This window comes from Alicyclobacillus dauci, assembly GCF_026651605.1.
Taxonomy (GTDB): Bacteria; Bacillota; Bacilli; order Alicyclobacillales; family Alicyclobacillaceae; genus Alicyclobacillus; species Alicyclobacillus dauci.
Genome location: NZ_CP104064.1, coordinates 544,113 through 558,615 on the forward strand (window position 1 = coordinate 544,113; position 14,503 = coordinate 558,615).

General features: G+C 50.3%; 15 protein-coding genes. 14 read left to right on the top strand and 1 reads right to left on the bottom strand.

The genetic code is table 11. The features are described from left to right. Positions 1-509: 509 nt before the first annotated feature. The 4 genes from NZD86_RS02740 (at position 510) to NZD86_RS02755 (ending at position 4,885) form a co-directional block, all read left to right on the top strand. The gene (locus tag NZD86_RS02740; RefSeq protein ID WP_268043647.1) at positions 510-1,727 is read left to right on the top strand and encodes an IS110 family RNA-guided transposase; all 1,218 of its coding nucleotides are present in this window, start codon (positions 510-512) and stop codon (positions 1,725-1,727) included. A gap of 971 nt (positions 1,728-2,698) precedes the next feature. Continuing rightward, a complete protein-coding gene (locus tag NZD86_RS02745) occupies positions 2,699-2,941 on the top strand; it encodes a hypothetical protein (RefSeq protein WP_268044965.1) in 243 nt (80 codons plus the stop codon). 164 nt (positions 2,942-3,105) lie between these two features. Continuing rightward, on the top strand, positions 3,106-3,321 hold the full coding sequence (locus tag NZD86_RS02750) for a hypothetical protein (protein ID WP_268044966.1): 216 nt from the start codon (positions 3,106-3,108) through the stop codon (positions 3,319-3,321). 361 nt (positions 3,322-3,682) lie between these two features. Continuing rightward, complete coding sequence (locus tag NZD86_RS02755; protein ID WP_268044967.1) at positions 3,683-4,885, top strand: IS110 family RNA-guided transposase; 1,203 nt, start codon at positions 3,683-3,685, stop codon at positions 4,883-4,885. 1,105 nt (positions 4,886-5,990) lie between these two features. Here the strand turns inward: NZD86_RS02755 and NZD86_RS02760 are convergent. Beyond that, entirely contained in the window at positions 5,991-6,182 is a 192-nt protein-coding gene (locus tag NZD86_RS02760) for a hypothetical protein (RefSeq protein ID WP_268044968.1), read from the bottom strand. Positions 6,183-6,467: 285 nt separating this feature from the next. Between NZD86_RS02760 and NZD86_RS02765 the strand changes: the two genes are divergently transcribed. The 10 genes from NZD86_RS02765 to NZD86_RS02810 all read left to right on the top strand — a co-directional run bounded on the left by NZD86_RS02765 (position 6,468) and on the right by NZD86_RS02810 (position 14,492). Continuing rightward, a complete protein-coding gene (locus tag NZD86_RS02765) occupies positions 6,468-7,046 on the top strand; it encodes a TetR/AcrR family transcriptional regulator (protein WP_268044969.1) in 579 nt (192 codons plus the stop codon). Between the two features lie 82 nt (positions 7,047-7,128). After that, the gene (locus tag NZD86_RS02770; RefSeq protein ID WP_268046767.1) at positions 7,129-8,046 is read left to right on the top strand and encodes an MBL fold metallo-hydrolase; all 918 of its coding nucleotides are present in this window, start codon (positions 7,129-7,131) and stop codon (positions 8,044-8,046) included. Between the two features lie 59 nt (positions 8,047-8,105). Further along, positions 8,106-8,864: a beta-ketoacyl-ACP reductase gene (locus tag NZD86_RS02775; RefSeq protein WP_268044970.1), complete on the top strand. Its 759-nt coding sequence runs from the start codon at positions 8,106-8,108 to the stop codon at positions 8,862-8,864. Between the two features lie 38 nt (positions 8,865-8,902). After that, positions 8,903-10,072 (top strand): acyl-CoA dehydrogenase family protein, encoded by a 1,170-nt coding sequence (locus NZD86_RS02780; RefSeq protein ID WP_268044971.1) that lies wholly within the window; start codon positions 8,903-8,905, stop codon positions 10,070-10,072. A gap of 5 nt (positions 10,073-10,077) precedes the next feature. Continuing rightward, complete coding sequence (locus NZD86_RS02785; protein WP_268044972.1) at positions 10,078-10,755, top strand: PHP-associated domain-containing protein; 678 nt, start codon at positions 10,078-10,080, stop codon at positions 10,753-10,755. Further along, positions 10,745-11,170, top strand: coding sequence for a MaoC family dehydratase N-terminal domain-containing protein (locus tag NZD86_RS02790; RefSeq protein ID WP_268044973.1), 426 nt, complete (start codon positions 10,745-10,747; stop codon positions 11,168-11,170). Before NZD86_RS02785 ends, NZD86_RS02790 begins: the two co-directional genes overlap by 11 nt. 47 nt (positions 11,171-11,217) lie before the next feature. Next, positions 11,218-11,634, top strand: coding sequence for a MaoC/PaaZ C-terminal domain-containing protein (locus tag NZD86_RS02795; protein WP_268044974.1), 417 nt, complete (start codon positions 11,218-11,220; stop codon positions 11,632-11,634). Positions 11,635-11,636: 2 nt separating this feature from the next. Beyond that, the gene (locus tag NZD86_RS02800) at positions 11,637-12,899 is read left to right on the top strand and encodes an MFS transporter (protein ID WP_268044975.1); all 1,263 of its coding nucleotides are present in this window, start codon (positions 11,637-11,639) and stop codon (positions 12,897-12,899) included. Between the two features lie 13 nt (positions 12,900-12,912). Beyond that, the gene (locus NZD86_RS02805; protein WP_268044976.1) at positions 12,913-14,058 is read left to right on the top strand and encodes an acetyl-CoA acetyltransferase; all 1,146 of its coding nucleotides are present in this window, start codon (positions 12,913-12,915) and stop codon (positions 14,056-14,058) included. Positions 14,059-14,060: 2 nt separating this feature from the next. Further along, positions 14,061-14,492, top strand: coding sequence for a Zn-ribbon domain-containing OB-fold protein (locus tag NZD86_RS02810; protein ID WP_268044978.1), 432 nt, complete (start codon positions 14,061-14,063; stop codon positions 14,490-14,492). The last annotated feature ends 11 nt before the right edge of the window (positions 14,493-14,503 follow it).

The following is a 14,503-nucleotide window of genomic DNA, read 5'->3' on the forward strand; positions in this document are numbered from 1 at the left end:
ACAATAAAGTCATCGTATACTAGCCGCTTTAAGGCGCTCAATCCATCGATGAGTAGCGAGTCCTGTGGCAGATATAAGAAGAAAAATGTTCAACGAGGGACAGTTTGAGACAATATTCCAAATAATTGCAGATACAAACGACGGGCTGACCGGTTCTCAAATTGAATTTTACCTAAGAGCGGCAGGAATCGTGGATACCGACCCTACTTTCTCTAAGTGGAAACGGCTCTATAATGCCTTAGTAAGGTAAATGCTTATTGCACATAAGACCCCCATGCCGCCAGGCGGCACCACAATCTATGAAAATGTGTATCAGTGATCTACTATGTCGCTAGACAGCCACACGGAGCTCGTCGCCCCCTGGTACTACGAGTCCGTGCATAAGACGGAGTTGGCGACCTGGAGCACCACGATTTGTCGCTCCCGCTGTCGGGAAGCACGTACGGTAGAATTCCTATCGCATCGGTCGCCACGTGGCTGTACTTCTTTCAGTGGGGAGTGGCAGCATTATGCAGGTTGTACACGAGCGATGCTGCGGACTGGATGTCCACAAGAAGAAGGTCGTTGGATGTGTTATCACACCGGAGACTAAGGAGGTTCAGACGTTCGGAACGATGACCGATGACCTGGAGTCCCTAATAGAGTGGATTCTCGGTCACGGATGCACGCATGTGGCGATGGAAAGTACGGGTGTCTTTTGGAAGCCGATCTTCAACCTTCTCGAAGACAAGGATCTCGAAGCGTTGGTCGTTAATGCCCAGCATATCAAACAGGTTCCTGGCCGAAAGACGGATGTCCGGGACGCTGAGTGGATAGCGGACCTGCTACGCCATGGTCTGCTCAAGGGGAGCTATATCCCTGACCGAAATCAGCGTGAACTGCGGGAACTCGTCCGGTACCGAAAGTCTCTCATCCGGGAACGTGCCAATGAAGTCAACCGCCTCCAGAAAGTCCTTGAAGGAGCAAATATCAAGTTGGCATCGGTGGCAAGTGATGTGGTTGGTGTATCGGGTCGAGCCATCCTCACTGAACTCATTGGTGGCCAAATTGATGAATCACGGCTCAAGGAGCTCGTGAAGGGGCGCCTACGCAACAAGACCGCAGAACTGAAACGTGCATTGCATGGGGTTGTGCGTCCGCATCAACAGATGATGCTTGCTGTCCAGCTTCGGCACATCGATCACCTTGATGAGTTGATCGAGGAAGTGAGTGCTGAAATCGAGCAGCGGATGCGCCCTATTGACGAAGATCTCCGGCGAATCCAGACGATACCTGGAATTGGCAAGCGGACGGCGGAACTCATACTGGCGGAGATTGGTACCGACATGAGCCGGTTTCCAAGTGCGCACCACTTGGCGTCCTGGGCGGGGATGTGTCCGGGCAACAATGAAAGTGCGGGTAAACGACGAAGTGGCAAGACCCGCAAGGGAGATCCTTGGTTACGAGAAGCGTTAATCGAAGCCGCTCGTGGTGCCGCCAGAACGAAGAACACCTATCTGTCCGCTAGGTATCATCGGATTGCTGCGCGCCGAGGATCCAAGAGAGCAGCCGTGGCGGTCGGTCACTACATGTTAATCATCATATACCACATGCTGGTTAATCAGACGGAATACGAGGACCTTGGGCCAACGTACCACGAGGAGAGGAACCGAGAACGAGTTATTCGTCGTCACTTGCATTCGTTGGAGAAACTTGGTTTGACAGTCACAGTTCAACCAGCTTCCTGAAATCACCAACAGTGAACTGGAGGAGATCACGGGAACTTTTTTATGCCATTTTCACGGTAGGGGGCATAGGTCCCATAACCGCTATGCAATGCACGCTGCATGAATATACGAATTGCCTTAGCACCGCCTTATTGCACATCGGGGTTGCGACTTGTAAGTTGTCGATAATCATGTGGTGTGAATCCACCCGCCCAGAACTGCGGGCGCGAACCTACCGTGACGTGGGATGGCACGCTGTCTTGCGATAGCTCACGAGACAATGTAGCCGAGTTCGATAGGGTGATTCGAACCGGAGCTAGGTTACAGGTGCATGGTGAACGAAAGTGAACCCCTTATAAACCGCGTTATGCAAGACAAGCGAAACACTCTGACACGCTTGAGCCAAAAGGCAAGTAGTCGGGATCAGCACTCCCAGATTGCTGATTCGCAGTTCCAAGCGCTATCGCGGGAGTCGGGGCACCTAAACACTTGGTTAATGGGTTATCGATGAAACAAGGTAAGCCCGATGGGGTCTGTTGGAATAGCCGAACAGTAAGCAAAGTGCAAGCGATGCCGAATCCCCAGGGGGTAGAGGAGTGGGCAAAAAGCGAATGCCATCCTGTAATGGGGTGGATAGGGACGGTGGCAACACCAATTGTCCTAACGCGAAAGCGTGCTGACTTGCCCAGGGTCATCTAGCTGGAAATCTCGTAGCACACGGTGAATGGCGTGACCTGTTATGAACCCAATTATCCGTCCAAGAGACGAGTCAACGGGTCACACTCGAAAGAGCATGCGAGAAGTCGCATTCCCCGCAGTGGGTTGCAGAGACAACTGGTGAAGGTGGCTTGAGCCGTGTGACGGGAAACTGTCACGCACGGTTCTGAGGGGGCAAGGGCACCGCAAGGTGCCCAAGCTACCCGGCCAGTAATACGCAAATATGTGTGGTTAACTTGGGACAGATGAGAGGAGCGATTTATTTGTTTCGAGGAATGAGATTTACTGGTGCTGTGTTTATGTTAGCAGGCACATTTCTATACGGAATTGTCCGTTTGGCAGTAGCACTCTACATGCCACAAATGAACGCATGGCAACCCCCAAAAGATTGGTCTGCAAGGGTGGAGATAGGCGGATCCGCTTCGTATTACTTGAGTATTCTCTTCATTCTCGTTGGAGTCATTATGTTGCTCATACCTCTGTACTATGATTGGAAAACACTAAAGAAACCTGACTAGTTTTTGTTGTTAACGGTGTCTAGAACCGAGTGACCCTTTGTACGTAGCCATGCATGAATATTCAGCTTTGAAACAGTACAGATTGTGTCGCTCAAGGGCAGAAAAGTCCAACAACAGGGATACCGATCTCCATGGTATAATTTTCATATTGGGAGGTGACCATTATGTCACGTTCGGGTAGATTTTTATTTTTTCTCGGTATTGTTGTTATGGTCGTGGAATTGATAGCAAACATAGTCAGCATTGTACGCTTTAGTTCCATTAACGCAGTAGGTATGAACTGGGGTTCTACCATTGCTATGTTGTTTGGTTCTTTCTTTCAAGGTGGGACATTAATGGGGTTAGGCAAAATAATTGAGCTGTTAGGACGGAAACGATGACACGGCTTGTTTGACTAATGGTGGCAGTAACTGAAGATCTCGGTGTGGCAACAAATGCATGAATATTCGGTTTGTCTCACCATCGTGTTGTGTCGCTCTTGGGCAGGTTCGTATTATGAGGTCAACCAATTCGGTCACGGATTGGTTGACCTCTTTAAGTTTTAGAGGTTTATTTCCGGTAGCCGGGTAGAACGGTCTGGGCAGGTGGATCCTTGAATCCGTGCGCTAAAATGTTCCCCCCTACTTGTGGAAGCATGTTTGAAGCTGGTTGGGACAAGCGATCCCGCATCACAAGCGAAGCTATGAACTGCAAGAAGGACTAGGGTTTACCGGTGAATTTGCTTGAGAGGAGATGTTTCACTTGAATCCGGTTGTGGGGTTAGATATTGCGAAGGGAGAGAGTAAAGGGCAAGTCTTTCTGGACCGAGGGTTGCCGCACGGCGGAAGTTTTAACGTCATTCATACGCAGGAGGGTTTTGAGGATTTTCTCGAAGTGCTACGTACGGTTGAAGCAATCGCGGAGGTTCGTCCAGTCATCATTTTTGAGTCCACGGGTCATTACCACACGCCTGTCATGGAGTTCCTCGAGGAAAACAATTACGTGTATATCCTTGTTAATCCGCTTGTTGCTCACCAGGCGAAGAAGTCTAACCTGCGCAAGGTAAAGACGGATGCCATCGATGCGTATCGTTTGTGTGAATTGTATTACAAGGAGCAATTTGAGCCTCATAAAAAACGTGGTACGCAGTTGTTGAATCTAAGAAGCTTAACGAGACAGCACGAGTCCATTACGGATTTGTACATCAAAACAAAACTGCAGTTCCAAGCCGTATTGGATCAGGTATTCCCAGAGTTCAGAGGGATATTTGGAGACTTGTATTCTAAGGTCTCGCTTCACGTGCTGTTGGCGTTTCCGACAGCGGAATCGGTGCTTGCGGTTACACAGAGTGAGTTGGCAGATAAAGTCGCGGAACTGTGTCCAAGCCGTTCTTATCATTGGGCAACGGAGAAAGCAGCAAAGATCAGAGCCGCAGCGAATCGAAATCCGTTTAAGCGTCCCCGACTCGAAAGCCATTTGTTCAGCTTGGACATGTACATCAAAATGCTTGTCCAATACAAAGAGCATCTATCCGCCCTTGAAAACAAGATAGATGCCCTTGCAATGGAGATTGAAGAATATAAGATTATCCAATCCATCCCCGGTATAGGTGGAAAAATCGCAGCAACGATTATTTCCGGGCTCGGAGAGATAGATCGGTTTAATCACCCAACGAAACTCGTGGCATTTGCCGGCGTGGACCCAAGCGTTTTCTCGTCCGGAAAGTTCACCGCGACATTAAACCGAATTAGCAAACGTGGCTCCAGTCGATTGCGTCATTCCTTGTTCAACGCTGTCTTGTGCGGTTTACGCAAATCCGGAAGCAAGCGGATCAAAGCTTTTTACCAAAAGAAACGAGACGAAGGCAAAGCACACAGAGTAGCCATAGTGGCTTGTATCAACAAACTTCTTCACTGGATTTATGCACTGTTAAAGCGGAAGGAAACCTTCCTGGACATGGCGTGATTTCTAGATAACGCACCAATGACAAAAACCTTCCAATTCATGAAGGGAAGGTTCTTTGGTGTGTCTAAAATTACTGTAACACAGGATTAAAAGACTTGTTAATACCCTGCTTGACAAACTATTAGCTGGGTTAACCTAATAGCGACTCAACCAGAAATTTGCGTAGAGGACTCAAGATCATTAAGAGAGATAAGTAATCGAAGGCAGGTGTCTCTAATGGGTCACTTCAGGCGCTCCATATGTGGTCTCATTTGCTGCACTGGGGTACGTCCTGTCTTGGAGCGGTTAAATCCGCTGCCGAGCTCGCTATCCGGAAACCGCTGGTGAACTTAAGAAAATCGGGAGGTTTAGGTTCGCTCACAGAGGACATGGGGAGAAGAAGATTCAAGTTGATGTGGGATCCTGACAACCAGTGGGAGTGTAGCAGCTCGAGAACCGTGCCTCCGTCGTGAGTTTATGTCATTCGACTTTACCGGAAATAGTGTTTATGCCATATGATGATACCTAAGATGCCAAGGAGACAGTTTCAGGACACTAGAATGGGGGCGGTTTTTATGCCACGTGATGTTACCGCCCACAGTTGGTGTAGAATGCCAATAAAGTCGGTAACCAGACAATAAAGTCGGTAACCAGAAGGGCGTTCGGTATGACACGAACGCCCTCTTCCGGTTCAAAAATTTGTATAAGCTGTGAGAAGGCAAGGTGCATATTCATACAGAAGTTAAATATTGGTGTTATTGCGCATAAGGGCAGTAATACGCAAGAAGATATTAAATTGGAGAGGAGAGTATACGCAGGTTCTATTTCATTTAAAGGAATTATCCCCAAATGATGAAGAGATACTTGCGATTCTACATCACTAGGAATGCGATGGAGCCTCAACGTGGTCAGTATACGTGTCGTCCCGTCGTTCCATTAAAAAATTTGGGAGAGTATATCCAAACGACGCAAAACCGTCTAAAACAACAGGTGGTTCGATAAAGTTGTTGAAACGTCTTGGGTTCCATCTCGATGGGAATATGCGTGAGCATTATTGGATAGCGGGTCAGATACAAGACCAGCTTCATTTCTCGTTGTTAAAAAGAGAATATGTATGATGCTGTACCTACATAATCGGTTGTTTTAACGAATCGCTGATTGGGAAAAGCGCGCCGCGATTCTTCCGTAAAATCTTCAATTGATTCCCTGGCAGGACACGTAGAACGGGGCTTGTCCGGTATTTGGGTAGAAACTCGCGACTCACATACCATGTTGGATAGGTAAATGGCAAATCTTCACCAAGCGGGTAAAGATCCATGATATTGCTTCACCTCAATCGATACGCTAAGACTTCTCTCTATTATGACAAAATATATTACCAAGTTCATCAATCTGCTGTATTTCATGAAGTAAAAGTTTAAATCATTTATTTGTCCTCAGCCAGGTCACTGGCAAATTTTTTACGAATAAGGGGGTTCGGTAATATGACGCGACTCTCAATCATATTGTTGACCATCGGTACGCAACCGTGCCGGTATTAAGTTGAACGTTCAACTTTCGTCCCGGCACACCAACAAAATATCTTGAACTGACGAGGTGAATGATGGTCAAGAGAGCTGATCGCAGAAAGGCGATCCTCGACGCGGCGCGAAATTTGTTCAGCCAGAGAGGTTATCACGCTGTTTCTTTAAGTGACATCGCTGAAGAGGCAGGGCTAAGTGTCGGTCTAATTTACTACGTGTTTCCGAAAAAAGAGGATATTCTCGTCGGAGTTGTGCAAGATGCTTCACTTCTCTATCGCAAAGTGTTTGATATGGTCCAGAAAATCGACGATCCGATGGAGCGTCTGGACACCGTGATGAGTGAGTTGTATCGCGAGCTCAACAAGGGGGCGAGGGTCCTTATGATCTTATATAAGGATCTATCCTCCATGAATAAGGAGACACGGCGTCAAATCCTGTCTGTGGAGCGGGAAACAGCGACAAAAATTGCCGACATCATTGTGGAAGGGAAGCGTAGGGGTATTTTTAAGTCATCTGTCTCGGAACAACTCGTGGCTTTTAATTTAATCGGGATCGGGCATTTATGGGCCCTTAAAAAGAGTTGGTTGTTTGAGCGGATGCCCTTTGAGACATTTATGACAGAGCAACAAACGCTCATACATGCCATGTTGCTTGTGTAAGCGCTTCCTTTTGGACTCGTTTTGCGCGATTGTAAGCGTCGGGTAAGGAGGACTTACTATCACGAATATCGTTCCAATTCAAATTTCCACACCGTTTCCGGAAGGTAGCGTCAACGCCTACTTGCTACTTGGCAACCCTGTGACCTTGATTGACACAGGAATCTGGCAAGAGGAATCTGTTCGGCAACTACAACAAGATTTGCTGAGGGTTGGCATCACATGGCAAGACATTGAACAGGTTGTCGTCACTCACATGCACATGGACCATGCAGGGGGTGTTACTGCTATTCAGAGGGAAGTGGACGTGCCCGTTTTCGTCCACCGAGGAGCACGTTGCACCTTAGAGGGCGGCCTGCTTGAATTTCAACGAACAGAATCCTACTTTCAGCAGTTCTTTCTGGAATGCGGTGCAGAAGGGAAAGTGACTCGAAATCACAAGTACCGCGAGGAAAAATGGAAAGGCGTTCACTATGTGGATGATGGGGATACGATTCGAGCTGGCGGTCGCGAATACACCGTCGTTTACGCGCCTGGTCACAGTCAGACCGACATCTGTCTGTGGCACCGAGAATCTGGTGATGCATTTGTCGGAGATCACCTTTTAAAAGAGATTTCCGCAAACGCGTTTATGGAACCTCCATCACCCCAGGAGAACGACAGACCAAAGGCACTGCTCCAGTACCGGGCATCAATGCTGCGGACGCAGCAACTACCATGGAAAACCATTTATCCGGGGCATGGTCGTCCATACGTCGGGCATGAGGCACTAATTGAGCAGCGATTCGTAGAACATGAGGAACGGTGCTTAGCAATTCTTCAACATTTACAAGATGGCAAACAGACGGTTTATGAAATCAGTACGACCATGTTCCCGTGGTTGCAAGGAGGTGCCGTATTTTTGGGTCTTTCCGAAATTCTCGGTCACCTTGACTTGCTTGTTGAACAGTCTAGAGCGACGGTTGCGACAGAAAACGGGGTTTTGGTATTTCGATCCGCCTGAGCAATCGCCACGAGTTGATTGGTTTAAGGCACTTTAAAAAACGGTTGGGGGATGGTTGAATGGGTCGTTTGGCAGATCGAGTCGCTATCGTTACGGGAGCAGGTCGGGGAATCGGCGCAGCCACCGCGAAGCGATTGGCAAAAGACGGGGCTAAGGTCGGTGTGTTTGACATCAAGGAAGAGTTCACAACGGAGACCGTGGCAGCAATCCGCAATGCGGGAGGTGAAGCGATTGGTCTCGGATGTGATGTATCCGTGGCAGAGGACGTTGAACATGCATTTGCTCGCGTCATCTCCCAGTTTGGAAAGCTGGACATTCTCGTCAACAACGCGGGCCTCCTACGCGACAACTTGTTGTTTAAGATGTCGGAATCTGACTGGGATACGGTGATGAATGTTCACTTGAAGGGAAGTTTTCTGTGCAGTCGAGCCGCCCAAACATACATGGTAAAGCAGAAGTACGGAAAAATCGTCAACACAAGCAGCACCTCAGCATTGGGGAATCGCGGTCAGGCGAACTATTCAGCTGCAAAGGCTGGTCTCCAGGGCTTCACCAAAACACTGGCAATTGAACTTGGTCCCTTCAACATTAACGTGAATGCGGTTGCCCCCGGTTTCATTGCAACGGACATGACCAAGCAAACAGCAGAACGTATCGGCCTCGACTTTGAGGAAAACAAACGTCTGGCGGCTGAGCGCATTCCATTGCGACGTATCGGCGTTCCTGACGACGTTGCCAACGTTGTGGCCTTTCTCGTCAGCGACGATGCAAGTTACGTGTCGGGCCAGGTCATATATATCAACGGTGGCAGTCGGTGATCTACGGGAATTGAACCACAATTCGGGAGGGAAACGGTATGGATTTCAAATTGACGAAAGAACAGAGAATGGTCCAGCAAACCGTCCGTGACTTTGTCAAGAACGAGCTCATGCCCCTAGAACAGCAAGTGCTGCGCAACGAACGCGAGGGCAGACCGGGTATGGAAAGGGAACAAATTGTTGAGCTGCAAGCAAAAGCACGCGATCTCGGTTTTTGGGGCATTAATACACCGGAGGAATATGGCGGTGCCGATCTCGGTCCAGTTATGACGGCGCTCATTGCCATGGAACTCGGCCGGACGTTCGTGCCGTTCAACTTCGGCGGATCGGCTGACAACATCCTCTACTACTGCAATGAAGAGCAAAAGAAGAAATACCTGTTGCCCGTCATCAACGGTGAGCTCAGGTCTTGCTTTGCACTCACGGAACCTGGTGCAGGGTCTGACGCTGCCAACATCCGTATGTCCGCCGTCAAGGACGGAGATCACTACGTACTCAATGGCGAAAAAATCTTTATCACCAACGGCAATGAGGCGGATTTTGCCATGGTCTTTGCCGTCACCGACAAAGAAAAGGGAGCGCGCGGCGGCGTCACATGTTTCCTCGTAGACAGGTCAATGGGATGGCGCTCTGAGTACATCCACACAATGGGCGAATGGGGACCGGCGTCACTCGTGTTTGAAGACGTCCGTGTCCCCGAAGAAAACATCCTAGGTGAACTGGGCGGCGGTTTCAACCTGGGGATGAAGTGGATCGGTCAAGGCCGGTACATGATCCCGGCGCGAGGCGTCGGTGCGGCAGAGCGGCTGCTGCAAATGGCCATCGATCACGCCAAGTCCCGCGTCACGTTCGGCAAACCGATTGCGGAGCGCCAAGCCATTCAATGGCAGATCGCCGATTCGGCTGTCGAAATTGAGGCAACTCGTTGGCTCGTTCTACACGCTGCCTGGATGGCTGAAAACGGGATGGATACCCGCCACTACGCTTCTATCGCGAAACTGTTCGGTGCCAACATGGCAAACCAAGTCTGCGACAGGGTGCTGCAGATCCACGGTGGCATGGGCTACACCAAGGAACTCCCCATCGAACGCTGGTACCGCGAAATGAGGGTATGGCGCATTTTCGAAGGCACAGACGAGATTCAACGTTTCATTATCTCCCGGAATCTCCTCCGCGGACATGTAAAGGTCGGCGAATTGATGGACTGACGCGTATGAGATTCGAGACGCATCTGCATACCGCTATCGGATCGTACGACGGCGCGATACAAATTGAAGAACTGGTTGCCTGGGTCTTGGCGTCGGGAATTGGCGGCGTATGCATCACCGATCACGACTGCGTGTTGTCCAATCGAGACATCAGAGCCCTTCGCGAGTCGACCGGAGCAATTGTCGTCCGCGGAGTTGAAGTCACCACGAATATGGGGCATGTGCTCACATACGGATTGGATGAGTACGTGCCAGGGATCCACGACATTCGTGTGCTGCGTCGGGAAGTGGATAAGGTCGGCGGCGCGATGGTCCTCGCACATCCGTTTCGCAGCGACGTGTCTCCGTATTATACGTACGGTGATGCACCCAGAGGGCTGCCTCCTTGGGAAGAAGTCTTAGCGCGTCCCGTTTTTCAATACGTTGACGCGCTGGAGGCCTGCAACGGATCGGGTGTTCTCGAGGAGGAGACGTTGGTGCGTCGTGCCGCCAACGATCTCGGCCTAGCAGTGACTGGCGGCAGTGACGCCCACAAGGCAAACAAGTTGGGTCTGTGCATTACCCAATTTACCGACTATCTTTCTTCGGAACGAGATTTTATCGAAGCGATACGCAGCGGCGTATGCAACGGAATAGACTTGCGGACACATGGGAAAGCGGGGGAAGAAAAGCGTGCTGATTGATCAGACGGTCGTTGGTCGTACCGGTGAAGCGAGAGTGGTTGAAGTAGAAAAGGGTGCAATACGGAAGTTTGCGGAAGCAATTGGCGACAGCCACCCGCTATATCACGATGAGTCTTTTGCTAAGTCTAGTGGCTATCAAAGTATCGTGGCTCCGCCAACGTTTCCAACCACATTTCGCGTTCCGCTGCCAGACGTGCAGTTCGAATTAAGCCGCGTTCTGCACGGCGAGCAGGAATACGAATATACCCGCCCAATTGTCGCAGGCGACACACTTCGCTGCTCCAATCGAGTCGTTGACGTGTATGAGCGGCAAGGATCGCTTGGAAGCATGACATTCTTGGTTACCGAGATGACGGGAGAAGACCTTGACGGCAACCCCGTGTTTACAGGGCGGAGCACCATCATCTTGCGATAACGGGCCCGTCAAAGGAACAGGTTGTTCACGGAGGGGAGGTTCCCAGTGTGGATCAGTTGAATTTTCAAGGTGTTTTCGTTGGGGAAGCGTTGCCACCACTGACAAAACCGGCTGTCGAGAAGGTACAGTTAGTGAAATACGCTGGTGCGTCTGGCGACTTTAATCTCATTCACACGGATGATGAGACGGCGCGCAAGGTGGGGCTTCCGGGTGTCATCGCTCACGGGATGTTGAGTATGGGCTTTCTTGGTCAGTATGCTCGTCTTTTGGTCGGGACGAACGGCTATGTTCGACGACTCAAAGTGAGATTTGTCGGTATGGTTCGGCCCGGTGATGAGCTGACATGTCGGGGTACAGTGGTAGGGAAGGACGTAGAAGCCAAAACCATCACACTCGCCGTCCACACGGAGCGTGAAGAGGGGAAGCTCTTAACCGTAGGTGAAGCCGTCTTACAGTATTTCTGAGATTGAATCGTCACAGTGAGCGGGGGCGGTTCCGTATGTCGGCACCCATTGTCTTTCTTATGGGGACGATGTTCTTAACCAACATTGGTTTTGGCGTCATTCTGCCAACGCTCCCATTTTTGGCAAGTCACCTCGGAGCGACACCATTTGATATGGGGCTTGCCATTTCTTTTTTTGCAGTTGCTCAATTATTGTCTAGTCCCATCTGGGGTATTCTGTCCGATCGCGTCGGACGAAAACCCATCATCATCATTGGCGTCGTGGGCTACGGGGTTGTGTCCGCACTGCTTGGCATCGTCCCAAATCTCCCACTGTTGTTAGTGCTCCGCTTCTTTGCGGGTGCGATGGCGGCGGCCGTTTTCCCAGCTGCCCAAGCGTTAGCGGCGGATCATACGCTGCCAAAGAATCGGGCACGCATTTTAGGGTATATGGGTTCGGTAAACAACATTGGGTTCATTATTGGCCCCCCAGTTGGTGCATTTCTCGCTGTATTTGGAGTCAATGTGCCATTTGTTGGGGTTGGTATGTTAGCCGTCCTAAACGGAATGGTCGGTTTGTGGTTGTTGCCTCGAAAAGCAAACGGGCGGCAACAGATCCTAGATGGTACAAACACCACACACACCACTGCAGAATACGACCCAACGGATCTCATCAAAATAATGCGGCCGTGGGCCATTCTACCGTTCCTTTGTGCATCATTGTTTGGTGCCATCGCCGATTCAAGCATTGCGTCAACGCTAGCCTACTTTATCACGTCTCATCTTCATTCCACACCTCTGGTCACCGGCTGGGCATTTATGGTGAACGGAGGTACTGCAGCACTCATTCAAGTCGTGGCATTGCCCTTGGTTTACCGTCGGTTTGGAGAAACACCAGCCATTATCCTCGGTTTCTTCCTGGGCACGATGGGATATGTCTCGCTAGGGCTCGCAGGTCACGTTTTTATCGCTTTACTTTCTGTTATGGTTATTTCCTGCTGCAGCGGACTCGTCTACCCAATTATTGCATCCGCTATATCGATTCGTACCCCTCGTAATTCTCAAGGTAGAAGTTTCGGCGTTCAGCAAGCGGCCAACAGCACTGGTCGAACGCTCGGTCCCATGGTCGCTGGATGGCTGTTTACCATTCGACCTTCCGACCCGTACTTTTTGGCTTCTGTGTTAATGGCTGGAATGGCCACATTTTTCCTCATCGAATCATTTCGTAAGCGAAATGCACAAGTGGCCTTTCAATCAGAAGACGTTGCTCACGATTCATCAAAGTGAGGTGAAGCGCATTATGATGTCAGATCGCGTGGCTGCGATTGTGGGTGTGGCCGAGTCGGACTTGGGTTACACCCCCGGTAAGACGGTGCTTCAGTTACAAGCTCAAGCTGCAAAGGCCGCTCTTGACGAGGCTGGGCTGACAAAAGACGATGTGGACGCGGTATTTACTGCGGGCAACTGGGCATGGGCACCAAACCTCATGCTTGCCGAATATTTAGGAATCCAACCGAAGTATACGGATGGTACGAACATCGGAGGAAGTTCCTTTGAAGCACATGTAGGCCATGCAGTGGCTGGAATTCGGGCCGGGTTGTTTGAGGTCGCACTGATTACGTACGGCAGTAATCAAAAGTCGAACCGTTCCCGAAATGCAATCCCTCCATATGCAATGTTAACTGAACAGTATGAACGTTCTTATGGTTTGCCGACGCCCGTAGGAGCCTACGCTTTAGCCGCGATGCGCCACATGTACCAGTACGGTACGACGGGGGAGCAGTTGGCGGAGATCGCGGTAGCGACCCGTAAATGGGCGGCGATGAATGAAAAGGCCATGATGCGCGAGCCCATAACGATAGACGACGTGTTGAATTCACGCTGGATTGCCGAGCCACTGCACCTGCTTGACTGCTGTTTGGTGACGGACGGCGGTGGAGCCGTTATCGTTGCTTCCGCTGCTGCGGCAAGCCGGGCAAAAACAAGGCCTGTTTGGATTCTGGGACATGGCGAGACACACACGCACAACAGCATTGTCAATATGCCTGACCTAACCGTGACTGGAGCGAGAGAGTCTGGCCAGCGGGCGTTTGAAATGGCCGGCGTTAGGCATGAGGACATCGATGTCGCCGAGATTTACGACTCATTCACCATCACAGTACTCTTGACGCTTGAAGCGCTTGGATTTTGCAAGCCGGGAGAAGGCGGGGCGTTTGTCAGTGGTCAACGGACCGCACCTGGCGGGGATTTCCCCATGAATACAAACGGTGGAGGCCTATCTTACTGCCATCCGGGAATGTACGGCATCTTTCTGCTGATTGAAGCCACCCGGCAATTGCGGGGGGAATGTGGACCAAGGCAAGTTGAAAATGCCCGGTTGGCCCTTGTCAACGGCACGGGTGGAGTCCTGTCTTCCACGTCAACCGTGATTTTAGGGAGGGATTGATCATGAAGAAAGGTTTTCCAATACCCGTCCGAGATGGTGACTCGGAGCCCTACTGGGAAGGAATCGACAATAACGAATTGAGAGTCCAGAAGTGCCAGACCTGCCACCAGCACGTCTTTTACCCAAGGTCCGTTTGTCCTCACTGCTTCTCGGATCAATTACAGTTCGTTACGGTTAGTGGCTACGGTGAAATTTACTCATACACTGTCGTTCACCGTTCGTTCGGACCATTTACAGATGACGTGCCTTTTGTTGTTGCGATTGTCGAATTAGCGGAAGGTGTCCGCATGATGACTCGAATAAAGGGTCGGCGAGAGCAAGTGGAAATTGGCAGACGGGTGAAAGTTGCGTTTGAGAAAATCGACGATAACCTAACCCTCCCCTTCTTTGAAATTGTTGACGAGGAAAGCACAATTTCTACGGCGGAACGTTAAAGGGGTGAAAA